Annotated in this window: 27 protein-coding genes; 15 read left to right on the top strand and 12 right to left on the bottom strand. The window is 68.3% G+C overall.

The window, feature by feature from the left end; genetic code table 11:
- Positions 1 to 81 precede the first annotated feature (81 nt).
- A complete protein-coding gene (locus BEN78_05200) occupies positions 82 to 621 on the bottom strand; it encodes a general stress protein (protein ASR42869.1) in 540 nt (179 codons plus the stop codon).
- Between the two features lie 195 nt (positions 622 to 816).
- Here BEN78_05200 and BEN78_05195 point away from each other — a divergent pair, with 195 nt between their 5' ends.
- The gene (locus BEN78_05195) at positions 817 to 1,131 is read left to right on the top strand and encodes a hypothetical protein (protein ID ASR44930.1); all 315 of its coding nucleotides are present in this window, start codon (positions 817 to 819) and stop codon (positions 1,129 to 1,131) included.
- A gap of 19 nt (positions 1,132 to 1,150) precedes the next feature.
- Here the strand turns inward: BEN78_05195 and BEN78_05190 are convergent, their stop codons facing one another.
- Entirely contained in the window at positions 1,151 to 1,792 is a 642-nt protein-coding gene (locus BEN78_05190; protein ID ASR42868.1) for a hypothetical protein, read from the bottom strand.
- A gap of 174 nt (positions 1,793 to 1,966) precedes the next feature.
- On the opposite strand from BEN78_05190, the gene BEN78_05185 reads away from it, so the two are divergent.
- The 3 genes from BEN78_05185 (at position 1,967) to BEN78_05175 (ending at position 3,293) form a co-directional block, all read left to right on the top strand.
- Complete coding sequence (locus BEN78_05185; GenBank protein ID ASR42867.1) at positions 1,967 to 2,368, top strand: hypothetical protein; 402 nt, start codon at positions 1,967 to 1,969, stop codon at positions 2,366 to 2,368.
- Between the two features lie 10 nt (positions 2,369 to 2,378).
- Positions 2,379 to 2,957, top strand: a complete 579-nt coding sequence (locus tag BEN78_05180) for a hypothetical protein (protein ID ASR42866.1) — start codon at positions 2,379 to 2,381, stop codon at positions 2,955 to 2,957.
- 102 nt (positions 2,958 to 3,059) lie between these two features.
- The gene (locus tag BEN78_05175) at positions 3,060 to 3,293 is read left to right on the top strand and encodes a hypothetical protein (GenBank protein ASR42865.1); all 234 of its coding nucleotides are present in this window, start codon (positions 3,060 to 3,062) and stop codon (positions 3,291 to 3,293) included.
- Between the two features lie 82 nt (positions 3,294 to 3,375).
- Here BEN78_05175 and BEN78_05170 read toward each other — a convergent pair whose 3' ends face one another.
- On the bottom strand, positions 3,376 to 4,956 hold the full coding sequence (locus BEN78_05170; GenBank protein ASR42864.1) for a glucan biosynthesis protein D: 1,581 nt from the start codon (positions 4,954 to 4,956) through the stop codon (positions 3,376 to 3,378).
- 134 nt (positions 4,957 to 5,090) lie between these two features.
- Between BEN78_05170 and BEN78_05165 the strand changes: the two genes are divergently transcribed.
- Positions 5,091 to 5,885, top strand: a complete 795-nt coding sequence (locus BEN78_05165; protein ASR42863.1) for a cysteine protease — start codon at positions 5,091 to 5,093, stop codon at positions 5,883 to 5,885.
- Between the two features lie 19 nt (positions 5,886 to 5,904).
- Positions 5,905 to 6,990, top strand: coding sequence for a hypothetical protein (locus tag BEN78_05160; GenBank protein ASR42862.1), 1,086 nt, complete (start codon positions 5,905 to 5,907; stop codon positions 6,988 to 6,990).
- On the opposite strand, the gene BEN78_05155 is transcribed toward BEN78_05160, so the two are convergent.
- Complete coding sequence (locus BEN78_05155) at positions 6,981 to 7,595, bottom strand: TetR family transcriptional regulator (protein ASR42861.1); 615 nt, start codon at positions 7,593 to 7,595, stop codon at positions 6,981 to 6,983. The two genes, BEN78_05160 and BEN78_05155, sit on opposite strands and share 10 nt — an antisense overlap.
- Before the next feature lie 172 nt (positions 7,596 to 7,767).
- Here BEN78_05155 and BEN78_05150 point away from each other — a divergent pair, with 172 nt between their 5' ends.
- The gene (locus tag BEN78_05150; GenBank protein ASR42860.1) at positions 7,768 to 8,820 is read left to right on the top strand and encodes a hydrolase; all 1,053 of its coding nucleotides are present in this window, start codon (positions 7,768 to 7,770) and stop codon (positions 8,818 to 8,820) included.
- 52 nt (positions 8,821 to 8,872) lie between these two features.
- On the opposite strand, the gene BEN78_05145 is transcribed toward BEN78_05150, so the two are convergent.
- A complete protein-coding gene (locus BEN78_05145) occupies positions 8,873 to 9,724 on the bottom strand; it encodes a methyltransferase (GenBank protein ID ASR42859.1) in 852 nt (283 codons plus the stop codon).
- Between the two features lie 340 nt (positions 9,725 to 10,064).
- Between BEN78_05145 and BEN78_05140 the strand changes: the two genes are divergently transcribed.
- Complete coding sequence (locus BEN78_05140; GenBank protein ID ASR42858.1) at positions 10,065 to 10,706, top strand: hypothetical protein; 642 nt, start codon at positions 10,065 to 10,067, stop codon at positions 10,704 to 10,706.
- Positions 10,707 to 10,815: 109 nt separating this feature from the next.
- On the opposite strand, the gene BEN78_05135 is transcribed toward BEN78_05140, so the two are convergent.
- Positions 10,816 to 11,085 carry a hypothetical protein gene (locus tag BEN78_05135; GenBank protein ASR42857.1) on the bottom strand — a complete coding sequence of 90 codons (270 nt, stop codon included), beginning with the start codon at positions 11,083 to 11,085 and terminating at the stop codon, positions 10,816 to 10,818.
- 183 nt (positions 11,086 to 11,268) lie between these two features.
- Positions 11,269 to 11,517: a transcriptional regulator gene (locus BEN78_05130; GenBank protein ID ASR44929.1), complete on the bottom strand. Its 249-nt coding sequence runs from the start codon at positions 11,515 to 11,517 to the stop codon at positions 11,269 to 11,271.
- Positions 11,518 to 11,725: 208 nt separating this feature from the next.
- Between BEN78_05130 and BEN78_05125 the strand changes: the two genes are divergently transcribed.
- Complete coding sequence (locus BEN78_05125; protein ASR42856.1) at positions 11,726 to 12,163, top strand: hypothetical protein; 438 nt, start codon at positions 11,726 to 11,728, stop codon at positions 12,161 to 12,163.
- A 25-nt stretch (positions 12,164 to 12,188) separates the two neighbouring features.
- Here BEN78_05125 and BEN78_05120 read toward each other — a convergent pair whose 3' ends face one another.
- Complete coding sequence (locus BEN78_05120) at positions 12,189 to 12,722, bottom strand: hypothetical protein (protein ID ASR42855.1); 534 nt, start codon at positions 12,720 to 12,722, stop codon at positions 12,189 to 12,191.
- Positions 12,723 to 12,911: 189 nt separating this feature from the next.
- On the opposite strand from BEN78_05120, the gene BEN78_05115 reads away from it, so the two are divergent.
- Positions 12,912 to 13,736 (top strand): bromoperoxidase, encoded by an 825-nt coding sequence (locus BEN78_05115; GenBank protein ASR42854.1) that lies wholly within the window; start codon positions 12,912 to 12,914, stop codon positions 13,734 to 13,736.
- A gap of 46 nt (positions 13,737 to 13,782) precedes the next feature.
- On the top strand, positions 13,783 to 14,895 hold the full coding sequence (locus tag BEN78_05110) for a catalase (GenBank protein ASR42853.1): 1,113 nt from the start codon (positions 13,783 to 13,785) through the stop codon (positions 14,893 to 14,895).
- Between the two features lie 9 nt (positions 14,896 to 14,904).
- Here the strand turns inward: BEN78_05110 and treA are convergent, their stop codons facing one another.
- The 3 genes from treA to BEN78_05095 all read right to left on the bottom strand — a co-directional run bounded on the left by treA (position 14,905) and on the right by BEN78_05095 (position 18,674).
- Positions 14,905 to 16,548, bottom strand: coding sequence for an alpha,alpha-trehalase (gene treA, locus BEN78_05105; protein ASR42852.1), 1,644 nt, complete (start codon positions 16,546 to 16,548; stop codon positions 14,905 to 14,907).
- A 50-nt stretch (positions 16,549 to 16,598) separates the two neighbouring features.
- Positions 16,599 to 17,381 carry a cysteine protease gene (locus BEN78_05100; protein ID ASR42851.1) on the bottom strand — a complete coding sequence of 261 codons (783 nt, stop codon included), beginning with the start codon at positions 17,379 to 17,381 and terminating at the stop codon, positions 16,599 to 16,601.
- 96 nt (positions 17,382 to 17,477) lie between these two features.
- Entirely contained in the window at positions 17,478 to 18,674 is a 1,197-nt protein-coding gene (locus BEN78_05095; GenBank protein ASR42850.1) for a hypothetical protein, read from the bottom strand.
- A gap of 228 nt (positions 18,675 to 18,902) precedes the next feature.
- On the opposite strand from BEN78_05095, the gene BEN78_05090 reads away from it, so the two are divergent.
- Both BEN78_05090 and BEN78_05085 read left to right on the top strand, forming a co-directional pair.
- A complete protein-coding gene (locus BEN78_05090) occupies positions 18,903 to 19,226 on the top strand; it encodes a hypothetical protein (protein ID ASR42849.1) in 324 nt (107 codons plus the stop codon).
- A gap of 13 nt (positions 19,227 to 19,239) precedes the next feature.
- Complete coding sequence (locus BEN78_05085) at positions 19,240 to 20,505, top strand: hypothetical protein (GenBank protein ID ASR42848.1); 1,266 nt, start codon at positions 19,240 to 19,242, stop codon at positions 20,503 to 20,505.
- 229 nt (positions 20,506 to 20,734) lie between these two features.
- Here BEN78_05085 and BEN78_05080 read toward each other — a convergent pair whose 3' ends face one another.
- Positions 20,735 to 23,374: a TonB-dependent receptor gene (locus BEN78_05080; protein ASR44928.1), complete on the bottom strand. Its 2,640-nt coding sequence runs from the start codon at positions 23,372 to 23,374 to the stop codon at positions 20,735 to 20,737.
- A 310-nt stretch (positions 23,375 to 23,684) separates the two neighbouring features.
- On the opposite strand from BEN78_05080, the gene BEN78_05075 reads away from it, so the two are divergent.
- Together BEN78_05075 and BEN78_05070 are read left to right on the top strand one after the other, a co-directional pair.
- Entirely contained in the window at positions 23,685 to 24,524 is an 840-nt protein-coding gene (locus BEN78_05075; protein ID ASR42847.1) for an NAD(P)-dependent oxidoreductase, read from the top strand.
- Positions 24,525 to 24,611: 87 nt separating this feature from the next.
- A complete protein-coding gene (locus BEN78_05070) occupies positions 24,612 to 24,788 on the top strand; it encodes a CsbD family protein (protein ID ASR42846.1) in 177 nt (58 codons plus the stop codon).
- The last annotated feature ends 43 nt before the right edge of the window (positions 24,789 to 24,831 follow it).

Below are 24,831 nucleotides of genomic sequence, written 5' to 3'. Positions count from 1 at the left end.
ATCCGGTCATTCCATTCAAGCTACTGCGCAGCATCTGCGCGACCGCACTGGTGGCGGGACCCTCCCGCCACCAGTGCGCGATCACGGTGCGACGTGGCCTTCGATCGAATCGTCGAGCGTCTTGCCGATCGCGGCGCCGAGCGCCATCTTCGTCGCCGCGACGAAGTCGCCGTGCTTGTTGTCCCAGTAATAGCCCGCCTGCGGCTGCACCCGGATCACGGTGATCCTGGGGTCGTCCTTGCCCTCGGTGAACCAGGTTTTCATGATCGGGCTCCACAAGGCCTCGATCCGGTCGCGATCCCGGCTCACCGTGGCATGGCCATCGAGTACCAGAAAGCCGGAATGCTTGGATGCCTGCAGATACAGCCGCACGTTCGGGTCGGCCTGGATCTCGGCGTTCTTGTGGCTGTCGGCAGCGCTGAGGAACCACAGCACGCCATCGTCGTCGGCCTGTTCGATCGACATCGGACGGGTGCCGCCGGTGTCGCTGTTCGACAGCGGCGTGGTGCAGAAGAAGCAGGCGCCGGCATCCTTGGACATGTCGCGGATGCGGGCGGTCGCCGCCGTGGCCGCCAGATCCTGGCGGTTGTCCTCGGGCTGGTTGCGGTTGATCGAATCCATGGGGCGTCTCCATCGGTTGGGGCACGCCGAGGCGCGAAGGGGGTGCGCGTCGGTCGATGCGACAGCGTGGAAGTGCGCCGGTGATCCGGGTGTGACTCCGGCGACCCCATCGCCTCCACGCCGGGCCCGGCGATGGGCGGCTTGCGTCCTGGCGCCCGGCCTGCGACCGTGCCCCGGATGACGAGATCGCACGCCCTGTCGCCCATCGGCCGCGTCTTTGCGGTGGTGGCCTTGATCGAAGCGTTCACCTGGGCCGGCCTGCTGATTGGCATGGCCCTCAAGTACGGCACCGGCACCACGACCCTGGGGGTATGGTGGTTCGGGCGCCTGCACGGCGCGGCGTTCCTCGCCTATCTTGCCGTCGCACTCGTCGCGGCGCTGCGCCTGCGCTGGCCCTGGTGGGCCTGGCTGCTCGCGATCCTGGCTGCAGTGCCGCCGCTGGCGACCCTACCGCTGGAGCGCTGGTACCGGCGCCGGGGCCTGCTCGCCGCGCCCCCTGCGCGAGCATAGCCCCGAAAAGGTGTCGCAATCAGCGCTCGCGTCCCAACTGCCGGGCCATCTCCCGCGTCAGCCGGCGCCGCGCCATGTAGCCCTGCAACTGGCGGGCCTTGATCGTGGTGGGGCGCAGCTGGGTGCTGCCGTCGGGTCCGGTCTCGACCCGATAGCGCCGCGACGCCCCGCACAGTTCGGCGTGGCTGGCGGTGATCGTGACCACGGTGATCTCCAGGCACTGCAACGGCATGTCGGCGCGGATATGCGGGTTCGCCGCGCAGGCGCGCTCGATCATTGTGCGGAACCGACCGATGTCCTTTTCTTCGCCGCTGCCCAGCGGGCCGACATTGGTCGCGCTGCGTGCGTCCTCGGCCTCGATCACGCTCGGATCCTGCCAGCGCTCGGTGCGCTCGGGGATGACCGCACGCACGCGGTGGCCGTCCGGGCCGGTGAGCTCGAGCATGATGTCGAGCAGATAGACCGGCTCCAGGCCCAGATTGGTCACGAAACAATGCGCGTGCATGCCGCGACCGGCGCCCGAGGTGATCAGGATCGACGGGCGGTGCTGCCGCCGGTAGCTCGACAGGAACACATTGAGATAGACGATCCAGATCAGCGCGGTCAGCCCGCTCATGCCCGCGGCGATCAGCGGCGCGTAGTCGAGCAGCGTTTGCAGCACGGCGAGCTCCTTGGGGCCATGGCGACAGGGAGGGACCGGCGACTGTGACCGCGCCGGCGTCGGCCCGGTGCCAAGGCCGCGCCCCGCACCGTGTCGTTCCTGCACGGCAAGCCGACGACCCGCGGTGTGGCGCGGGCGGTACACTCCCGATCCCCTGAACGCGAGGAGCGCGTCATGCATCGATTCCGTCTGTCCGCCGTCTGTTTCCTGGTGCTCGCCACGCTGGCGCTGGCGGCGTGTTCGTCCGCCAAGCCCGAAGCGACGGTCCAGGCGTTCTATGAGGCGGCAGCCAAGGGCGATGTCGAGAAGGCCACCGCGCAGGTGTCGTTCGCCGACGTGCCCGCCAACGGCATGGTGCAGGCCAAGGGCAAGGTGCAGATGATCGTCGGCGAGATGCAGTCGCGGATCGATGCCAACGACGGCCTCGACAAGGTCGAGGTGATCGAGTCGAGCATCGACGACGAGGGCGACACGGCGCGCGTGCAGGTCCGGGTGGTCTTCGACAATGGCAAGGACCTGACCGAGACGCACCACATGGTCCGCGACGACGGCAAGTGGAAGATCCGTCTGCGCTGAGGACGAGACGATGCGGCGCTGGTGGTGCGCGCTGCTGGCGTTGTGCGCGGCCAGCGTCTGTCTGGCCGGCAGTCCGACGCTGCCGGACGAGGCGCAGGCTGGCGATCTGATATTCCGGCGCGGGACCGAATCGGTCAGCGCGATGGTGCTGGCGATCGACGGCGGGCCATTCAGCCACGTCGGCATGCTGGTCGGGCATCCCGGCGCTTGGCAGGTCGTGCATGCGACGCCCTCCGAAGTGCCTGGGCGCGCCGACGGCGTGGTTGTCGATGCCCTGAGTTTCTTCCTCGATCCGGTGCGCAGCCGTGGCTATGCGGTCTATCGCGTCGATGCGCCCGAGGCCCTGCACGCCGCCGCGGTCGGCGAAGCGCTGCGCAAGCGCGGTACCCCATTCCGGATGGCCGATCCGGCCGGCACGTACTGCACCCGGCTGGTCTGGGACGCGTGGCGGCGTGCCGGCGTTGATCTGGACGTGCGCTTCACCCGCCTCGCCTTGCCGCTGATGCAGGGCGACTATCTGCTGCCGACCCCGCTCAGCCGGTCGCCCCGGTTGCGGCGTCTGGCGTTGCCGCAGGATGCCGAGGGCTGAACGCGGCCCCATCGCGGGCTGTGACCGGCGGCTCATTCGCCGGCCTCGCAGGCCACTAGGCTGGCGCCGGGGGATCCTTCCGACGGACTGGAGACAAGCACGATGAGCAGACGTGGACGCGTGATCGCGGCGATGGTGTCGCTGGTGCTGGGGATCGTGGTGGTGGGCAGCGCCGCCGCGCGCTGGCCGATCCTCGGCGTGGAGTGGGCGGAATGGACGCGTTACGACGCGGCCGGCAACGCGATCGGCGGTGGCCGGATCGAATGCGACGGCTCGGTCCAGACCTGGGGCGATGCCGGCGGGGCGCATGGCTTCACGCTCTATCCCTGCCCCTGAGGGCTGCGGCGGGCGGACCCGGTCCGCCCGCCGTCATTCGCGCGCCGTGCCGTCGCGGTGACGGCGAGGCAAGCGCAATGCTCTAGTAGACCTGCCGCGCGTCCGGCGGGGGCGGGTTCCACTGATACAACCAAGTCTCGCTCAGCGCAGCGCCGGTGCTTGGATCGCGCAGGAACAGGCGCAGGTCCAACTGTTCGGTGCCCGGCCCCGGCGGGACGATGTCGAACATCACCCGATAGCCTTCGACCGCGTGCAGCGGACGGGCCGAGACCGTTTCCAACTGGCCGGCGGTGGTCTGCAGCACCGGCTCGACCGTGGCATTGCGCCCGGCCAGCGCCGCGAGCGCGCCGCCGGCGAAGTCGACCGCGAAGCGCTGCGACCAGGCCTTGCGCGCGAAGCCGATGCGGCCGCCCAGACCTGTGCGCGTGGCGATGCAGGTCGCCAACGGCGGACGCGCGGGCATCGCCTCGCCCCAGAACAGCCGGTAGCCGAACAGCAGCTCGCGACCGGGCTCGATCGGCTGGGCCGGATGCCAGAACGCGACGACGTTGTCGAAGGTCTCATCGACGGTCGGGATCTCGACCAACTGCACCTCGCCGCGCCCCCAGCCGTCGCGCGGTTCCACCCACAGCGAGGGCCGACGCTCGTAGAAGACGCCGTCGTCCTGGTAGTGGTCGAAGTTGCGATCGCGCTGCAGCAGGCCAAAGCCACGCGGGTTGTCGTCGGCGAAGGCGTTGAACCGCAGCGCGCGCGGATTGCCCAGCGGACGCCACAGCCACTCGCCGCTGCCGGTGTGCAGAGCGAGGCCGTCACTGTCGTGGATCTCCGGGCGCCAGTCCCAGGCCATGCGGCGGTCGTTCTCGCCGGTCTGGTACATGCTGGTTGCCGGCGCGATGCCCAGGCGCTCGATCGTGGTGCGCGGGTACAGTGCGCAGTCGACCTCCATCACCAGCGGCTCGCCCGGGGTGATTGCGAACCGGTAGGCGCCGGCGACCGAAGGCGAATCGAGCAGGGCGTAGACGACCACGGTGTCGCTGTCGGGCGCCGGGCGCTCGAGCCAGAAGTCGGTGAAGTCGGGAAACTCTTCCGGCCGCGGCAGGCCCGTATCCACGGCCAGGCCACGCGCCGACAGGCCGTACTGACCGCTCGCGCCGACCGCGCGGAAGTAGCTTGCGCCCAGGAACGCGGCGAAGTCGCGCTTGGGATCGCTGCGCCGATTGAGCCGGAAGCCGGCGAAGCCCAGATCGGTCGGCAACGTGGCGCCATCCAAGCCCGAAGCGCCGTAGTCGAACATCGCCGGGTCGTAGGCGATCTCGCGCGCCTGGCCGTCGGTCAGCGCGTGCATGCGGACCGGCCGCTTGAAGAACAGGCCCAGGTGGAAGAACTGGGCCAAGTAGCGGGTGTCGTCCTCGTGCCACAGCGCATGGTCCTGGCGGAACTGCAGTGCCTGGTAGGCGTCCCAGTCGAGCGCGGCGACCGCCTGGGGCAGTGCGGCCGGCCGCGCGGTGTAGGCCTGGCCGGCCAACGCGCGGGCGCGTCCCTTGAGCGCGGCGAAGTCGAACGGGGCCGGTGCGCCCATGCGCAGGGCGGCCAAAACCGAGGTCGGCAGAGCGGCCGCGCACAGGGCCGCCAGGCCGCCGTGCAGGAACGAGCGTCGTTGCATGCGGGCGAGGTCCGGGGGTGGAGCGCGCATCCTATCCAACCCACGGCAACGTGCCGTTAGCGTGCCGCGGGCCTGCACGGCCACTGCACATCCACGCCCCTAGGCTGGCGCACCGTCGAAACGAGTTTCCCCGCATGCACGTCCGCGCAGGCTGCGAACTCGCGATCGAGACCGATGTCGCCGCCCCCGTCATCGCGATGCTGCGGCCCAGAACCGGCCGCGCGCGTTGGCACGTCAACGACCGCGCGGGCTTCGATCCGGCCTTGGGCTTCGACGAGTATCTCGACGGCTTCGGCAATCGCTGCCAGCGCTTCACACTGCCGCCCGGCCTGACCCGTATCCGCTTGCAGACGCGCGCCGCCGCCGCGCCCGACCCCGATGCGATGCCCGTGGCGCCTGCGGTCGCGCCCGCCGACCTGCCGGCCTCGACACTGCAGTTCCTGCTGCCCAGCCGCTACTGTCCGTCCGATCGCGCGGCCATGTACGCGCGCGCGCTGGAGATCGTCGGCGACGCCGCCCCGGGCCATGCCCAGGTCGAGGCGATCCGGCGCTGGATCCACACGCATCTGGCCTATCGCTATGGCGTCAGCGACGCCAGCACCGATGCCCAGGACACGCTGGCGCAAGGCGCCGGTGTCTGTCGCGACTTCGCGCATGTCGGCATGACGCTGTGCCGCGCGCTCGACATTCCGGCGCGGATGGTCGTGGGCTGGCTGCACGACCTCAAGCCGATGGACATGCACGCCTGGTTCGAGGCCTACGTGGGCGACGCCTGGCATACCTTCGATGCCACCCAGGCGGCACCGCGCGGCGGCCGGGTGGTGATCGCGCACGGACGCGACGCCGCCGACGTCGCCTTTCTCACCAGCTACCGGCCGCTGCGCACGGTGTCGATCCAGGTCTGGACCGAACTCGACGCAGTGGCCTGAGCCCACTGGAACCCCGTCCATGCAGTTGTTCAAGTGCGACCGTTGCGAGCAGGTGCTGTACTTCGAGAACACCGAGTGCCTGCGCTGCGGCGCGCGGCTGGGGTTCGTACCCGAGCAGGTGACGCTGGGCGCGCTGATCCCCGACGGCGCGGCCTGGCGGCTGCAGGCCGCGCCGTCGGGACCGCGCTACCGATTCTGCGCCAACGCCTCGCATTCGGCCTGCAACTGGCTGCTGCCTGCCGACGATGCCGAAAACTACTGCCGTGCCTGTCGCCACAATCGCACCATCCCGGACCTGTCCGATGACGACCGGCTGCAGGCTTGGCGGCGGATCGAGGTCGCCAAGCGCCGGCTGTTCTACAGCCTGCTGCGCTTGCGCCTGCCCACGCCGACCGTCGGCAGCGGCGATCCCGAGCCGCTGTCGTTCGATTTCCTCGCCGACCCGCCGGACGGGCCGCGGGTGATGACCGGGCACGACAACGGCCACATCACCATCGCGCTGTCGGAGGCCGACGACGCCCGCCGGGAGGCGGCGCGGGTGTCGATGGGCGAGCTCTATCGCACCTTGCTGGGACATTTCCGCCACGAGATCGGCCACTACTACTGGGACAGACTGGTGCGCGACGCCGGGCAGGCCGAGCTCACCCGCTGCCGCGCGCTGTTCGGCGACGATCGACAGGATTACGGCCAGGCGCTGCAGCGCTACTACGCAAACGGTGCACCCGCGAACTGGCAGGACAGCCATGTCAGCTGCTACGCGACGATGCACCCCTGGGAGGACTGGGCCGAGACCTGGGCGCACTACCTGCACATCGTCGACACGCTGGAGATGGCCGCCGCGTTCGGCATCCGCATCGCGCCCGACATTGCCGAGAGTGCGACGATGGAGACCGAGATCACCTTCGACCCGCATTACGTGGCCGACCTGCAGCGGCTGATCGACGCTTGGTTGCCGCTGACCTATGCAGTCAACAGTCTCAATCGCGCCATGGGCCAGCCCGACCTGTACCCGTTCGCGATCGCGCCGCCGGTGCTGGAGAAGATGGCCTACATCCACGGCCTGATCCGGCGCGCGGGCGGGCGCGCCGGCGTCGCTCAGCCGTAGTAGGCCAGGAACATGTCGACCGCCGATTCGGCCACGCGCGTGCGTTGCGCCGCCGACAGCGGCGGCTGGCCCATCGACAACTGCGGCCACAGCGCGAAGCTCTTGACCAGGCCCTGCAGCTGCATCGACGCGAATGCCGGGTCGTCCGTCCGCAGCCGGCCGTCGGCGGCCGCGGCCCGGATCCAGACCGACACCCCTTCCTCGCGATCGCCCAGGCGGGAGAGCAGGTCGCGCGCCAGCGCAGGCGAGTGGATGCCCGCGGCGATGGCCACGCGCGCGAGGTCCACGAACTCCGGGTCGTGGAGCAGCCGCAGCTTCTGGCGCACCAGCTCGAGCAGTTGGGGGCGCAGCGGGCGATCGGCGCGGTAGGCGAGGTCCGGCCCGCAGACGCCGCGCTCGAGCATCGACTCGAGAATGCGCAGGAACAGCGCGTCCTTGCCGGGAAAATGGTTGTAGACGGTGCGTTTGGAGACGCCGGCGCGACTGGCGATGCGGTCCATGCTGGTCGCCTCGTAGCCGGCGGCGCGGAACTCGGCCACCGCCGCCTCCAGGATCGCCGCGTGCTTGCGATCGGTGAGCCGGGCGAGGGGCGGGTCGCGGTCCATCACGCAATTCTACACCGAAGGGTTTACATTCAGTCTGCGATAACTACACTGCACCGTGTAGTTCCTGTGGAATCCTGCAATGCCCGCCGCCCCGACGTCTTTGCCTGCACGACCCGCGCGTCGTCGACGGCGCACCGCTGTCATCGTCCTCTCCGTCCTTGGAGCCTGCATCGTGAGCGCCTGCCTGCTGTCGTACTTCCGGACCACGCGTCCCATCGCCGACTACGCGACATCGCCGCAGGCCGAGGCCGGCCGCTTCCGCAATCCGGTGCCGCGACCGCCGATAGGGGCGGCCAAGACCGTTCGGTTGATGTGGGAGATGCTGTTCGAGAAGCCGGCCACCACCGTGCCGGCCCATGCGCCTGCGGTCTCGTCGCTGACTCCGGCCGACCTCGAGGCCGCGCCCGACCGCAGCGCCTGGCGGCTGGGCCACTCGACCGTGCTGCTCAAACTCCGCGGCGGCTTCTGGCTGACCGACCCGGTGTTCTCCGAGCGTGCCTCGCCGGTGCAATGGATGGGGCCCAAACGCTTCCACGCCCCACCGATCGCGCTCGAAGCGCTACCGCCGCTGCGCGGCGTGCTGCTGTCGCACGATCACTACGACCATCTCGACCGCGACACCGTGCGCGCATTGGCCGACCGTGCGGCGGTGTTCCTGACGCCCCTGGGCGTGGGCGACCGTTTGATCGCCTGGGGCGTGCCGGCAGCCAAGGTGCAGCAGTTCGACTGGTGGCAGGGCACCACGATCGGCGATCTGCGCTTCACCGCCACGCCGGCCCAGCACTTCTCCGGTCGCGGGCCGTTCGACAGCGACCGCACGTTGTGGGCCTCATGGGTGATCGAGGACCGCGCGGCCGACGGCGACCCCGGCCTGCGGCTGTTCTTCAGCGGCGACACCGGCTACTTCGACGGATTCGCGCAGATCGGCCAGCGTTTCGGACCGTTCGACGTGGCGATGGTCGAAACCGGCGCCTACGACCGGCGCTGGGCCTTCGTGCACATGCAGCCCGAGCAGACGGTGCAGGCGCATCTCGACCTGGGCGCGCGCGTGCTGCTGCCGGTGCACAACGGCACCTTCGACCTGGCAATGCACGACTGGGACGAGCCGTTCGAGCGTGTGGTGGCGATCGCCGCCGAGCGCGGGGTCACGCTGGCGACGCCGCGCATGGGCGAGCGCGTGGACCTGAGCGCGCCGCAGGCCACGACCGCCTGGTGGCGCGATTAGCGACGCTTCGCTGTGTCCTGCAGGCGCCGCAGGCACGCGGTACAGCGGCCACTTAGCGTCGCGTCGCGAGCACGCCGTCGAGCGCGGGGGCCGCGCGAAAGCCTGCCGCTTCGAGCCGGCGCGTGACCTCGCGCGGCACATCGCGTCCGCTGGTGAGGCGATTCGGGCTGCCGGTGTAATGAAACAGCCGGCCACCACGGCGCAGCACGCGGGCCAGCTGATCGTAGAACGTCCGCGCGTACAGCTCGCCGGCGATCCCGAAGCGAGGTGGGTCGTGCAGGATGGCATCCACCGACGCATCGGCAAGGTCGGCGATGGCCGTCACGACATCGGCATGGACCAGCGACAGGCGCCCCTGCCATGGCGCGGCATCGGGATCGGGCGACCACGGATTGCAGGTGCGCAGCCATAGCACGTCGGCGTTCTTCTCGAACGAATGCACATGCGCCGCGCCCGCCTCCAGGCAGCACGCGGCGAAATAGCCCAGGCCACCGCAGGTGTCGAGCACGCGCCCTCCTTGCGGGGCGGCCAGGGCGACCTTGCGGCGGGCATCGTCCAGCGGCGATGTCTGCGCGGTGGGCAGCATCTTGATGCCGTCGATCTCGAACGTCGGTGGCCCCCACGGCGTGGGCACGAGCTTGATCAAGGCACGGCCATAGCGCGAGATCGCGACCCAGGCATCGCCGTCGTAGCGGTACACGGTGCGCTCGCGCAGCGGTCCGGGCCAAGGGTAGTCCGCGCCCTGCCACGTCCAGTGCGCAGCGTGCAGCGTCGCGGTGCCGGTGCTGCGGTCCAGATCCAGCGAACCGGTCCACGTTGCCATGCCGGCCTCGCGCGCCGCAGTGAGCGCATTGGCGGTGTCGCGAGTCAACAGGGGGCCTACGAGGTGAGCCACGAGAAGCATCGAAAGAACGGGCAGGCATCGTAGCCGACACCACGCACGGATGGGGTTCACCGCAGCTTGCAATCGGTGTGCATTCGTGCCCGCGCTCGCAGGTTCCTCATTCGCGTAAACCCGACTTGAATGCGAACTGCGCAATTGCGTCGAATCGGCGTGAACGTTTGCACGCGCTTCAGGCAAACAAGTCTCTACTGCGCCCCGCGGGGCCACCCCCAACCCCGTATGTCCACGGATGCGCGCGCTGCGTGTCCAAGAAAAAAAGGAAACGCCCCCGATGAAAACTGTCCTGATCTCCGCCGCAATCGCTGCCGCCCTGTGTGCCCCGTCCGCATTCGCCCAGAGCATGGGGGGCGACACCTATCGCCCCGACCTGCAGGTCGGCCAGGGCAACGCCTTTATCGCCGGTAACGTCGGTCGTACGGACGGTGGCACGGCCGGTCGTTTCGGTACCGGCGATTTCAACGTGTTCGAGAGCCGCGACGGCCGCAAGACCGGTTACGGCCTGGTCGGTGGCTATCGCTGGAAGCTGGCGCAGAACTTCGGCCTGGGCGTGGAAGGCGGCTATACCGACCTGGGCAACCTGGTGGTCAAGAACGCGTTCCGCGACGACAGCGTCAACCAGCGCGAAGACACCAATGCGCTGCGCGGCTGGATCGCCGGTGGTAACGCGCGTCTGAACATCACCCCGGAGTGGTATGTGGGTGCGCGTGGCGGCTTCTTCCGCGCCTCGGACAACAACTCGCGCTACTACAACGACGTCGGTCAGGATCTGGGTCTGGAAAGCGGCGGCCGCGATGGTCGCAACAGCTGGTATGCCGGTGTCGGCACGGGCTGGAACGCCACCGAGAACTTCAGCGTCGGTCTGCACTACGACTACTTCCGCGCCAAGTCCGGCGACTTGCGCGATCCGGTCACCGGTGTGAAGTTCGAAGGTCCCAAGCGCTCGACCGCGCTGCTGGGTTTGACGGCCGAATACGCGTTCTAGGGTCGGATAGCGGACCGGGCGTTGCCCGGTCCGCATCAATGGGTATGACACATGGGCGCCCTTGGGCGCCCATGTGCGTTGCGGCGCTTGCGTGCGTCGTGCGCGCGACTCAGCGCGCCAGGTGCAGCGAAGATGCGGTAAGCGTGGTCGGCGATGTCGACAGCGCGGGGTCGAGCCGGTCAGCAAGTCCATCCTGATAGCTGCCGTCGGCGTTGCGGATCCGCAGACGCGCGTTCGGGCCGATGAGATCGCGCAACGTCGAGCCTTCGGTGGCGCTCTGGCGGCTGAGGAACGAGGCCACCAGGCGCCCCGAGCCATCCTGCCGCAGCACCCACAGGCGCAGGCTCATGTCGTACTCCAGAGTGAAACTGTTGTTCATCGATTGCGTCCTCGAACAGGCGTCCGTGCGCGCGAGCGCAGGGAGGTAGGGGGATGCAGGCGATTGTGCGAATGCACACATCGGCGATGCGTGAACCATGCAGCGACGCGTCTGCAAGGCCTGCAGCCTGGTGTCGCAGACCGCACGTGCAGACGTCAGGCTGTTCTGCGGCGTGACGCGCGTTCAGCGCGTCGACGTGCGACCACGGCGATGGTGGTCGGCGATCAAGCCGGCGAGTGCGTCGTCGTCGGCATAGAAGTACGCCACCGGCAGGTCGAGCACCTCGGCCATGCGGCGAAAGGTCTGCAGATCGGGTTGGTGCACGCCGGTCTCGTAGCGGTTGACCCGGGTGCTGGCGACGAAATCGTCGAGCCCGGCCTCGATCCCCAGCGTGCGCTGCGAGAGGCCCACCGCGGTGCGCGCCTCGCGCAACCGACGGCTGAAGACAGGCAGGGGTTCCTTGGCAGCCACGCTTGTAGTGCATCCCGGACTTCGGCGTCGGGAAGCTTCCGAAACGTCGCTTGACTCCGATACTACGTTAAACGTAGTTTGGGCGTGACTGCTCGCATGTCGCTGCGCCCACGCGCGGCATGCGGGCACGGCGCGCCGCTTGCCGGCGGCGATCTCAAGGAGAGCGACCATGGACGAAGCCCGCCATCCCGCGCGTCGCGGAACGCGCCTCGACGACATCGCGCGCTGCGCATCCACCCAGGGGCCGTTGCGACAGCTTCTCGATCTCGTCGCAGGCACGCCCGACGCGGTCCTTGCCGACGCCCGCGTGGCCACGCTCGATGCAGGCCGCATGCAGACGCTGGGCCAACTCGCCTTGCGCGAGGCGGAGATCTGCGTGGCGCAGTCGCGCGCGCTGCTGCATCTGCTCGAACTGGCGATGGCGCGGACTGCGCCCGCACCGCGTCAGATCGCGGAGGTCACGCAACACGCGGCGCGGCTGATCACCGATGCCGAGATCTGGCGCGAACTTGCGGGCAATGCTGCCTTCTACAACGAGCATCCGCAGATCGCGCGCCGGCTGGCGAGCGACCTCGCCGAAACGCAGGGCATTCCGGTCGGGGCCTGATCGCAGCCGCCGGTGCGGCCATGCGTCACAGCGTGCGGACGGTCTCGCCGCTGGCGCTCGACAGTGCCTCGCTGGCACGGTCGCGCTCGGCGGCATCGAATGCGTGGACCACGACCGCCGCACGGCCTTCGGCCAATGCCTCGCGCACCTTGAACAGGTAGGGATCATGGTCGGGGCGCAAGGTCACCAGGCCACCGACCATCAACCCGAACACGCCGCCGTAGCCGATGATCAGGCCGCCGGCGAACCATGGCGAATTGATCACCGCCGGCACACTGGCCGCATACAGCACGCCGAACAGGACTGCGCCGATCGCCAGGCCCGCCAGGCCCAGCTTGTAGTGCGCGATGATCAAGGTGCGCAGAATGCCGCGGTTCTCGGGCTCGAGCTTGCGGCCTGGCTGGCGGTCGTGGCGGGTGACCACCTTGACCTGTGAGGCCTTGAAACCGCGTTCGGCCTGCAGTTGCTGGGCGACGCGCCGGGCGGTGTGCTCGCTGTCGAAGATTGCGGCGACCTTGCTGTCGGATACCTCGCCGGTCACCGGAGACATCGTGCTCATGGGACGGACTCCGAGAGGGAAGACATCCGCAGGCTAGGAGCGCGCCGATCAAAGCGCCGTGACTTGCATGCAGGGCGATGACGCGATCTGCACGCCCGCACGTGATGTGCAATTGGCGCCGCGGCTTCACGTCCGCGTCGGGTGCGCCTGCGCAGCATGGCGTCCTCTTCCTCGATGTCGAGTCTCGCCATGACCAGTGCGCCGTCTTCATCCCGTGTACGTCTCCATGTCGAGGACTCGGGCGGTCACGGTCGCCCGGTCGTGCTGATCCATGGCTGGCCGTTGTCGGCCGCCTCGTGGCAGGCGCAGGTCGGTCCGCTGCAGGCGGCGGGCTATCGCGTGATCGCCTACGACCGTCGCGGCTTTGGGCGCTCCGACAAACCGGACGACGGCTACACCTACGACACCCTCGCCGACGATCTGGCCGGCGTGCTCGAGGATCTGGATCTGCGCGAGGTCACGCTCGTCGGCTTCTCGATGGGCGGCGGCGAAGTGGCCCGCTACCTCGCCCGCCATGGCGAGGCGCGCATCCACAGTGCCGTGTTCGCGGCCGCGGTGCCGCCGTATCTGCTCAAGACCGAGGACAACCCCGAGGGCCCGCTGCCCCAGGAGCAGGCCGACGATATGCGGGCCGGTCTGGAACGCGATCGCGACGCGTTCTTCGACGAGTTCACAACCCAGTTCTTCAGTGTCGACGGCACGCTCAAGGTCGATGAGGCGCAGCGCCAGGAAGCGATCGCGCTGGCGCGTCAATCCGACCAGACCGCAGCGCTGGGATGCATGGAGGCGTTTGCGACGACCGATTTCCGCAGCGACCTGAAGGCGATCACCGTGCCGGTGCTCGTGTTGCACGGCGATGGCGATGCGACCGTGCCGTTCGAAGGCTCCGGCCAGCGGACCCACGCGGCGATCCCGGGCAGTGCGCTGGTCGTGGTGCCCGACGCGCCGCACGGTCTCAACGTCAGTCACGCCGACGCCTTCAACCGCGCGCTGCTGGATTTCCTCGCGCGCTGACAGTGTCCACGCGACGCGAGCCTCGTTTCGATCGCCAGGAGCCCTGATGTCCATCCCCCGTCCAGCGGTGTTCCAACGCTACGAACCAGCGCTCGCGCAGCCCGGGCCCGACGAAGCGGCGCTGGCCGCCGAACTCGACGAGGTCTTGCTGTCGATCTCGCGCAAGACCTGGGAAGACGAAGGCCAGGGCCTGCGCGCGGTGCATGCCAAGAGCCACGGCCTGCTGTCTGCCGTCGTCGAGGTGCCGGCGGGGTTGTCGCCCGAACTGGCACAGGGCCTGTTCGCGCGCCCGGGCCGCCACCCTGCCGTGATGCGGCTGTCGACCACGCCCGGCGACCTGCTCGCCGACCGCGTCTCCACGCCACGCGGCATCGCGCTTCGGATCTGCGACGTGCCCGGCACCCGTATCGACGGCAGCGATGGCCCGGGCGCGCAGGACTTCATCCTGGTCAACGGCCCGCAGTTCAACGCCCCCAATGGACGCGCCTTCCTGCGCAGTCTCAAGCTGCTGGCCAAGACCACCGACCGCATGGACCGCACCAAGAAGCTGATCTCGGCGATCCTGCGCGGCACCGAGCGCGGCCTGGAGGCGATGGGTGGAGAGAGCGCCACGCTCAAGGCGATGGGCGGCGAGCCACCGCATCACATCCTCGGCGAGACGTTCTTCACTCAACTGCCGCAGCGCCACGGCGATCACATCGCCAAGCTGCAGTTGGTGCCGGTGTCGACCTCGCTGCGCGCACTCACCGATACCCGTCTCGACCTGTCGGACGACGACGCCCTGCGCGAAGCCGTGGTTGCGTTCTTCGCCGCGCAGGGCGGCGAATGGGAACTGCGTGCGCAGCTGTGTACCTCGCTCAAGGAGATGCCGGTCGACGATGCCACTGCGCGCTGGGACGAGGCGCGCAGCCCGTTCCGCACCGTGGCCCGCGTCATCGCACCGCCGCAGCCGGCCTGGACGCCCGAGCGCAGCGCGGCCATCGACACCGGGGTGGGCTTCAGTCCGTGGCACGGGCTGGAAGCCCATCGCCCGCTGGGCGAGTTGATGCGCCTGCGGCGCTCGGCTTACGCCGCCTCGCAGGCTTTCCGCGCTCGCAAGAACGGCATCGCCCTGCATCCCGGTTGCCCGTTCGTGGCGGCACGCGCGGCTGACCGCTGACGCAAAGCGTCAATCGGTCTGGGCGGGGATGCGTTCGAGTTCCGGATACAGCGCCAGCAGTGCGAGCGTGACGCCGTTCGACCAGCCAAAGCCGTCCTGCAGCGGGTACTCGCCGCCGCCCCCGCCCTGCAGCGCGCCGTCGGCGTCGTACTTTTCCACCAGTTTGCGCTCGCGGTCGAACACCGTTTGCACATTGCCGATGAAGCCGCGCGCGATGTCGTGTGCGAGCGCGTGCTCGCCATACCGGCGCAAGCCGTCGACCGCGATCCATTGCAGCGGTGCCCAGACATTGGGCGCATCCCATTGCTGGCCGGTGTCGATCGCCGTGGTGACCAGGCCGCCCGGGCGCAGCAATTGCCGACGCACCGCGTCGGCGGTCCGGCGTGCGCGCTCGGGCGAGGCGATGCCGGCATGCAGCGGAAACAGCGCCGCCGCGGTCAGTTGCGCACGCGGCTGCTTCGCGCGCAGATCGTAGTCGGTGTAGTAGCCGTCGGCATGCCACAGATGCATTGCGATCGCCTCGGCGCGCGCGTCGGCCATGCTTGTAAAGCGCTGCGCACAGTCCACATCCCGCGCTCGTTCGCAAGCCCTGGCGATCGTCGATTCCAGGTGATGCAGCAGACTGTTGAGGTCCACCGGCACGATCGTCGTGGTGCGGATCGTGTCCAGCCGCATCGGATCATCGAGCCAGCGGCTGGAATAGTCCCAGCCGCTCTCGGCGCCGGCGCGCAGGTCGCGCCAGACCTCGGCGGCCGGTCGTGACGTGGCCGCGGCCGCGGTTTGGCGGTCCTGCTCGAACGATTCGGGCCGCGGCACCTCGCGGTCGTCCCAGTAACGATTGAGCAGGCGCCCATCGGCCAGGCGCACGACACGCCGCGCTGTCTCGCCAGGCGCGAGCCGCTCGGCGCCGTCCATCCAGTACGCATGCTCGCGGCGCAGTTGCGGCAGGTAGCGCACCGCCAACGCAGGATCGTCGCGTGCCTCGAGCGCGACCATGTGCGAGAAGAACGGCGGCTGCGAACGACTGAGGTAATAGCTGCGGTTGCCATTGGGCACATGGCCCCAGTCGTCGATCAACTGGGCGAAGTTGTCGAGCATGGCCCGCGACGCCGTGCTCTGGCCGCTCTCGACCAGACCACGCATCGTGAAGTACGAGTCCCAATAGTAGATCTCGCGGAAGCGCCCGCCTGGCACCACATAGGCATGCGGCAGCGGCAGCAGACTGCCGTGTGGCACAGGCGCGGGGCGCGGCCGGGTGAGCAGCGGCCACAGCGCATCGATATGCGCGCGCAGCGTCGGCTGCCAGTCGACCGGCGTGCCGGGCGGCGGTGCGGGCAGCACGAAGTGGGTGTCCACGAACGTGCGCAGGTCGAAGCCCGGGCGGGCGCGGGCGGCGATGAGGGCCGCCTCGATCTGCGCCGGGTCGCGCCGCGGCACCGCGTCGGCGAAGGTCTTCTGGTCCTCGAACAGCCAGGCGGCCTGCACCGCGGCGAAGGTCTTCGGCCAGCCGACATCCGGCGTGACCGGTGCGGGATGGGCGCCCGGGGACTGCGCAGGCTCCGCAGCCGTCATGGGGCCGATGGACGTGCAGGCGGCCAGCAATGCGGACAGCAGACAGGCGGCGGTGCGAGTTGCAAGAGGAACGCGCGACATGGCGGTCTTCCGCGACAGGGACTGCGGGCAGTGTCGCATCGCCATCGCGCTCAAGTCTTCTCGCCGACCCAGACCTGCATGTCCACGGTCCGCAGCCAGCCGTAGTTGGTCAGGAAGGCGACATCTGCCGCGTCGCGGCCATACGCGACGACGATGCGGCCGCCACGCGGCGCGTCCTGGGTGGCGTCGAAGGTGTACCAGCGTCCATCCAGGTAAGCCTCGAACCAGGCATGCAGATCCATCGGTTCGAGCCCGTGCAGATAGCCCACGACCATGCGTGCCGGAATCCGCAGGCTGCGGCAGAGCATGATCCCGACATGGGCGAAGTCGCGGCACACCCCCGCGCCTTGTGCCATCGTGTCGAGCGCATCGGTGCAGGCATCGCTGACGCCGTAGCGATAGGCGATGTGGCGGCGGATCCACGCCACGATCGCGCCGACATGCCCGGTGCCAGGCGATGCGGCATCGACAATGGCCTGGGCCTGCTCGAACGCGCGATCGGAGGGGCAGTAGCGGCTGGGCAGCAGGTACTGCAGGGTCGCATCGGCCAGCAGCGAGGCCGGCGTGGGCAGCGCCCAGGGCGCGACGACAAGCGTGCGCTCGGTCTCGACTTCGAGCTCGGTCCGCAGGCGCATCCGCCCCTTGGGCACGATCAGCCGCTGGCACAGATTGCCGAACGGATCGACGTGCTCGGTCGGGCGGACATCCGGCTCGAAGGTGTAGCTTTCGCTGACCAGCCACTGCGCATCGCCGCTGCGCGGACGCAGCATCGCGACCACTGCGCAGTCGTCTTCGGCCTCGACCACGATCTCGCAACCGGCCAGCAGGCGCATGCGCGGTATCCCGTCTTCAAAGCGTCACGCTAGCCCGGTAGGCGTGCAGTGCGCGTGGCGGCGTCCCGATCATGCCAGCGCCGCCACGCAAAAGCCTCAGCGCGCCTTGTGCCAGCCTTTGAGGTAATGCACGTGCTCCACGCCGGTGAACCTCGCCAGTCGCGCCAGTTCCGCGTCGAGCTTGTCGAGGCGACCGGCCGAGGCCCGCACGCCGGGCTCGAGCCACAGCCGACGCACGTCCAGCGTGCCGCCCTTGCGTTCGGCCTTCATATCGATCCGGCCGATCAGGCGGTCGCCCTCCAGGAGCGGGAAGACGTAGTAGCCGTACTGCCGCTTGGGCTCGGGCACGAAGACCTCGATGCGGTAGTGGAACCCGAACAGCCGTTCGGTGCGCTTGCGGTCGCGCAGCAGCGGATCGAACGGGCTCAATACCCGGACGCGGGCGGGCGGCTCGGGCACATCCTGCAACTCGGCGGCGAAGTCGGCGAAGGCATAGGACGGCCGCGCGCGTTCGCCATCGATGGACACGAGCGAGACCTCGCACAGTGCGTCGCGATGACGCGCGACCCAGTCCCTGGCCTCCTGCGGCGACACCAGGTCGAAGAACGCGGAGATCTCGCCGGGCGTCGCGAAGCCCAATCGCTTCAACGCCTCCCGACACGCCCAGTCGACGAACTGGTCAGGGCCGACCTCGCGTTCGTGGAACTCGGCGGGAATCACCCGCTCGGTCAGGTCGTAGATCTTCTGGAAGTTCACACGGCCGGCGATCGCGAGCTTGCCGGTATGCCAGAGATACTCGAGCGCGGTCTTGGACTGGTGCCAGTTCCACCAACCGCCGGACGCATGCCCGGCCTCTTTCAAGTCCCGCGCCAGCACTGGGCCATGGGCCTCGATGTGCGCCAGCGTGTCTTCGAATGCCGCGTCAAAGCCGTCCCCATGCCACTTGCGCCAGCGCTCGCGGAGGATCGGCGCGCGGCGGCGGAAACGATGCTTCCAGTACGGATAGAACGCGGTCGGCAGGATCGAGGCGTCATGCGTCCAGTGCTCGAACAGCGCCCGGTCCTGCTCCAGCAGCGTGGTCAGATGGTCGCGCCGGTAGGTCTGGTTGCGCGAGAACAGAATCTGGTGGTGAGCGCGCTCCACCGTGCCGATGCTGTCCACCTGCACGAAGCCCAGATCGGTGATGAGCTGCAGCAGCCCCGCCTTGGACAGCGCCCGCCCCGGCGGCGCGGCCAGCCCTTGGCGCGCGAGAAAGAGCCGTCTTGCGACGGCGTTCGGGACCTGGATCGTCATGGCTGTAAATGGCGCTACGCCACGCCGAGTTGGTTGCGTCGCCTTGTGCGGGGATGGAGATGTCGACCTGTTTGCCCGGATTCTGGGCCTGTCGGCGGCCTGGCGCTATGGCGGCATAGTCCTGGTCAGAGTCCCGGGAGCGCCCAGTGATTGCGGTACTGCGCCCTGCTGCCCTCATTTCTGTCATAAATGATAGGATTGATCAATTTCCTATAATTTATGACAGATATGCGCCGGAGCACGACCGACTACGCCACGCTTGCGGCCCAGAAGACTGCCAAGCATCTGGGACAGATGGTCAAGAGCGCCCGTCTGGCACGCGGATGGACCCAGGAAAGTCTGGCCGAACGCGCCAGAGTGAGCCCTGCCACCATGAACCGGCTCGAGCAGGGTGGCGTCAACATCGCCCTGGGCACGTGGCTTTCCGCCTTTGAACGTCTGGGGCTGCTGTCGAAGCTCGACCAACTGCGGGACCCCGTGTCCGAGGCCATCCTGGAGAGCACAAAGACCAAGCGGCCGATCCGTAGCAAGCCTTCTGACCTGGATTTCTGAGCCGAGGTCGACCATGCCCTATGTGTTTGCCTACCTCCCCGGTGAGGTGACTGCGGTGCCGGCCGGCCTGCTCGATCTGACCGAGCTGGGGCCGGAGCTGCAAGCGTCTCAGTTCCAGTACGGCACACGCTACGTGGCCCGTCGTAAGCCGAATGCGATGGCTGTGGATCCGGTCTCGTTACCGCTGGAGCGCGCCGGCGAGCGCATGCTGCCTGTGAATGGCTTGGCAATGTTCGGAGCATTGCGCGATGCCACTCCCGACGATTGGGGACGGCGCGTGATTGAGAACCGTCTGGAAGCCCCCGCCAACAGCCTGCCCGAGTCGGTCTACATGCTGGAGGCCGGCAGCAACCGGGTGGGTGCGTTGGATGTACGCGTAGCAGTAGACAGCCCGCCACATCACTCGCGCCTGCCATCAACCATCGACCTGCAGTATCTGGTCGAGGCATCGCACCGGGTTGAGGAAGGTCTGCCGGTACCGGCTCACCTTGCGAACTATTTTGCCGGTGCGCCGTCGCTGGGTGGCGCACGTCCCAAGGCCACTGTGCTCCATCAAGGCATCGAGTGGATCGCCAAGTTCCCGTCCATTCGGGACCGCTTCAACGTGCCCAGCGTCGAGCGCGCCACGCTGGAGCTGGCACGCCGGGCGGGACTGTCTGTGCCCAAGACCGAACTGCAGACTCTGGCCGATGGCCGGCAGGTGATGCTGATCGAGCGCTTCGACCGCATCCCGGTTGCTGATGGAATGAGCCGCAAACATACGGTCAGTGCGCTCACGATGCTGGGTCTGACGGAACAGGACTCCCCGGATGCCAGCTACGCCCAGATCGTCAGGGTGATCGAGCAATGGGGGGCCGAGGGCCAAGTGACCGCCCAGCGCGAAGAGCTGTTCTCGCGGATGGTCTTCAATATTCTGGTCACCAACGATGATGACCACCTGCGAAACCACGCATTTGTGCATGACGACGGGGCGTGGAATTTGAGCCCCCTGTACGACGTGGTGCCCAAACCGCAGGTGGGAACGGCGCGTACCTTGCACCTTGGGGTGGGCCCGAACGGCCGAAAGGCGACCCTGGACAATGCAATTGCCGGCTATGGGGACTTCGGGCTGACCCGGGTACGGGCAGCCCAGTTGATCGACACCGTGGTGGGGATCGTGAGGACGTGGCGAACCGTGTTCGAGGCGTTCGAAGTGTCCGCCAAGGACTGCGACGACGTGGCGACCGCATTCCGCCGTGCAAGTGACATCGGAATGGCCGAGGTGTCGAAATATCTCTAAGTGTGTGCAAGTGGGAGGCAGCGCTGCCCAGCATCAACCGCCGAGCCGTCGGCAATGAATCGTCGATCCTGAGAATCCCGGCAGGTCAAGGGCATGAGCAGTCAGAGCCAGCGGATCAAGCAGCGTTTCTGCCGGCGATCCCGCTTGGGGCGCCGCGTGATACCGATGTTCGGCATGCGAACGCTGCACCGCGCCATCCCGCGGATAGCGGGACGGCGCGGCGGACGCATCACAGCCGGAAGCGGATGCCGAGCATGTAGCTGCGTTCGGGCGAGGCGCGGTCGCGCAGGAATTCGGGACTGCCGAAGTAGTTCTGGGTTTTGCTGCCCAGCAGGTTGGTCGCCTCCAGGAACACCGTGACGTTCTCGTCCATCGCATAGTTGAGCGCGAGATCCAGCCATTCTTCCGGGCCGTGGAAGACCTCGTTGGGCTGATCGCCCGAGGCGCTGAAGCTCGCCGCGTAATCGTCGCGCCAGTTGTAGGCCAGCCGCGCGGAGAACGCGTCGTACTCGTACATCAGCACTGCATTCCAGGCCCGCTTGGACACGTTCGCCAGCGGCTGCATCACGCCGTCGGGCGACTCGGCCTCCGCATCGATCCACGTCGCGTTCAACTGTGTGCCCAGGCCGGACCAGGCGCCGGGCAGGAAGTCGTAGAACTGCGTGTAGCCGATCTCCACGCCGCGCAGCGTGCCGCTGCCGGTATTGCGCGGGCGGGTGATCTGGTAGGTCGTGCCGTCGATCGTCTCGTCCTCGGCGTAGATCTGCACATAACCGTCGACATCGCGGTGGAACGCAGCCAACGACAGCAGCGCGTTGTCTTGGAAATACCACTCCAAAGAGGCGTCGAGGTTCTTCGATTCCACCGGCGCCAAGTCCGGGTTGCCGCCGCTGCCGCGCGCAGGCAGCGTGTCGGTGGACTCGAACAGCGCCAACTGCGGGTTGAGGTCGGCGAAGTGGGGCAGGGTGATCGACTGACTGTGCGACAGACGCAGCATCAGATCCTCGCGCAGCGACAGGTTCGCGCTGAAGCTCGGCAGCCATTCGTTGCGTGCGCGTGTGGTCTGTACCGGTGTCTCGACGCCGTCGACCAACGAGGTGCCGTTGAGCTGGCTCTCCAGCCGCACATGGCGCACGCCGATCCTGCCGTCGACCGGGATTGCGCCGATCGCGAACCCGTAGTTGGCCTGCAGGTAGGCGGCGTGGTTGTCCTCGCGGTTGTCGAACTGCACCGCCGGGTTCGCAGGCGGCCGGTCGGGGCCGTGGCCCATGGCTTGGCGGATCAGTGCGGTGTGGCCAAGCAGGAAGTCGCGGTTGGCACCCAGCCAGCGATCGACGCCGACATCGCGGTCGCCGTCGAGGATGTTGCCGGGCGTGACTTGCGCGAGACCGGGGATGTCGGACATCCGGATCGGCGCGCCAATGAGGTTGTCGCGCGCGCCCGGATCGCCGCCGATGTTGGAGGCGTTGCGCCGTGCCAGGCGTACGCCCGCGTCGAGCGAACTGACGATGCCACCGTCGAAGGCGAAGTTGGCATCGGCGCGCCACGCCCACTCGTCGCCCTCCTGCCGGCTCCAGCTGTCGTAGTACTGGCTCAGCCGCCAGGCGTCGGGATCGGTGACGTCGTAGGCGGTCCCGTCGGCGTGCGTGGCCGAGGTGAACGGCACGCCGCGACTGCTGTCGATGGTCAGCCGCGGCACGGTGGTCATGATGTCGAGCACCATCGAGCGGTTGTCCGATTCGCTGTAGGTGTAGGCCAGCTCGCTCGACAACTTCAGCCGCTCGCCCTTCCAGCTACCGCCGATCGCCGCTTGCCAGGTATCGGAACTGTTCTGGTGCGCCTGCGTGCTCGACAGCACGTCGCTATCGCGCAGTTCCACGCGCTGCAGGATGTCGTTGCCGGGCTGGGTGGCCAGCGAGTCGGTGTTCTCCGGCGTCAGCGACCCGGGGAACGGCATCCAGTAGTTGACCCGCGGCGTGTTGCGATAGCCGACGTAGAAACCGTCGGCCCAGAGCTCGGTGTTGTCATTGGGCGCCCACTGGAACGCCACGTTCGCGGCCTTGCGCCGACGGAAGCCCTGCGCCTGCAGGTTGCCGGCGTTGAACGGCACCAGCAACTGCCGCGACGGATCCCGCGGGTCGTCGACGCGGTCGTAGGTGCCGTGGAAGGTGTTGGACTCCAGATACGGCGTCTCCTGGTACGACACCGCACCGAGCACGCCCACGCGGCCGGCCCCGGTCTCCCACTGGCGGCTGCCGGTCAGGCTGCCGTTGGTCGCGGTCTCGCGCGCTTGGTCGGCATACAGCGTGGAGACGCTGCCGGCGAGTGTGCTGTCCTCGTCGAGGTCGAACGGGCGGCGCAGCCGGATGTCGACCGCGCCGGCGATGCCCCCTTCGATCTGCTCGGCACCGCTGGTCTTGTAGACATCGACCTGTTGCAACTGGTCGGCCGGAATGTCGGCCAGCGCAACGCCGCGCCCGGTGGTGGTGAAGATGTTGCGGCCATTGAGCGTGGTGACCACATTCGGCAGCCCGCGCACCAGCACCGTGCCCACCTCCGCGCCGCCGCGCTGGACCTGCACGCCGGTGATGCGCTGCATCGCCGCCGCGACACTGTTGTCAGGCAGCTTGCCGATGTCTTCGGCGACGATCGAATCGGTGATCTGCGCCGCACCGCGCTTGGCGTCGAGTGCGCCGGCGACACTGGCGCGCACGCCGCGCACCTGGACCGCGTCGAGGTTCTCCACCTCGTCGGTCGGCGGCTTGGCATCGGGCGCTGCGGTCTGGGCGAAGACAGGCGTGGCAAGGATGGCGGTGGCCAGAGTGGCCAGGGCCAGGCGGCGGGGGTGGGAATGGACGGCAAACGTCATCGTGCTGCGGAGCCCTCTGTGATCGTGGATCGTCGAGGTGCGCATGTCCGCCTGACCGCAGGCGCAATGCCGCGCCGCCGGACAGTGCCGGCAGCCACGCCACCTCGCCCTTCGCGTCCCCATCACATCCGGGAACGGGCGCGGATTAGACCAATGCAAATCTTAGGATCGTGTCGAGAAGTCGTAAGCGCGATGTCGCGATTCGGCCTGCAATCCCTGCAAGCCCATGCGCCCAGATGCCGTTGCAATCACCGGCGCGCCACGTGCACGCGCCTAGCGTGGCGCCTTCCCCCGACATGGAGACCAGACGATGAACCAGCCCGCACAGCAGCAGTCCGTGCCCGGCGTCGAGCGCAAACTCGATCCGCCTGCAGACCACGGCGAGAACAGCTATCGCGGCAGTGGGCGGCTGCAGGACAAGATCGCGATCATCACCGGCGGCGACAGCGGCATCGGCCGTGCGGTCGCGCTGGCCTACGCACGCGAAGGGGCGGACGTGCTGGTGAGCTACCTGAGCGAAGACGAAGATGCACAGGAGACTCAGCGCCTGGTCGAAGCCGCAGGCCGCCGCTGCGAACTGGTCCCCGGCGACATCGCCGATCCCGCACATTGCCGCGCGATCGTACGCAAAGCAGTCGAGGCCTTCGGCCGCATCGACGTACTGGTCAACAATGCCGCCTATCAGATGACCTACGAATCGCTCGACGAGATCCCCGACGACAAGTGGGACTACACCTTCCAGGTCAACGTCAGCGCGATGTTCCACCTGTGCAAGGCCGCAGTGCCGCACATGAAGCCCGGCGCGTCGATCATCAACACCAGCTCGATCAACTCCGACAAGCCCAACCCGACGTTGCTGCCGTATGCGACGACCAAGGGTGCGATCGCCAACTTCACCGCCGGCCTGGCGCAACTGCTCGCCGACAAGGGCATCCGCGTCAACTCCGTCGCACCCGGCCCGATCTGGACGCCGCTGATCCCATCGACACTGCCGCCCGATGCCGTGGCCGAGTTCGGCAGCCAGGCCCCGCTCAAGCGACCCGGGCAACCAGCCGAGTGCGCCCCGATCTACGTGCTGCTGGCGTCCGACGAAGCCAGCTACATGACCGGCGGGCGCTATGCAGTGACCGGCGGCATGCCGATTCTGTAACGAGGCTGTGTTTCTTCACCTCCGCGTGGCGGCGACAGGCGCATATCCCCACGCAGCCTGCAATCGTGCAGGCGCGAGGAGGTTGTCGTGGACAAGAACCGCAGCGAAGGCATGAAGAACCAAGTCAAGGGCACCGCGAAGGAAGTGGCCGGCAAGGTCACCGGCAACACCGCCAAGGAAATGGCGGGCAAGGCGCAGAAGACCGCAGGCAAGGTACAGAGCGCCGTCGGCAAGGCCAACGACAACGCCCGCAAGGGCCGCTGACCCGTCTCCCTCCCCCGCATCGCGGGGAGGTGGCCCGTCTGCA

Source organism: Xanthomonas citri pv. mangiferaeindicae (assembly GCA_002240395.1).
GTDB classification, from domain to species: Bacteria; Pseudomonadota; Gammaproteobacteria; order Xanthomonadales; family Xanthomonadaceae; genus Luteimonas; species Luteimonas citri_A.
The sequence above is the reverse complement of the archived record's forward strand: the minus strand, read 5'-3'. Positions and strand labels throughout refer to the sequence as shown.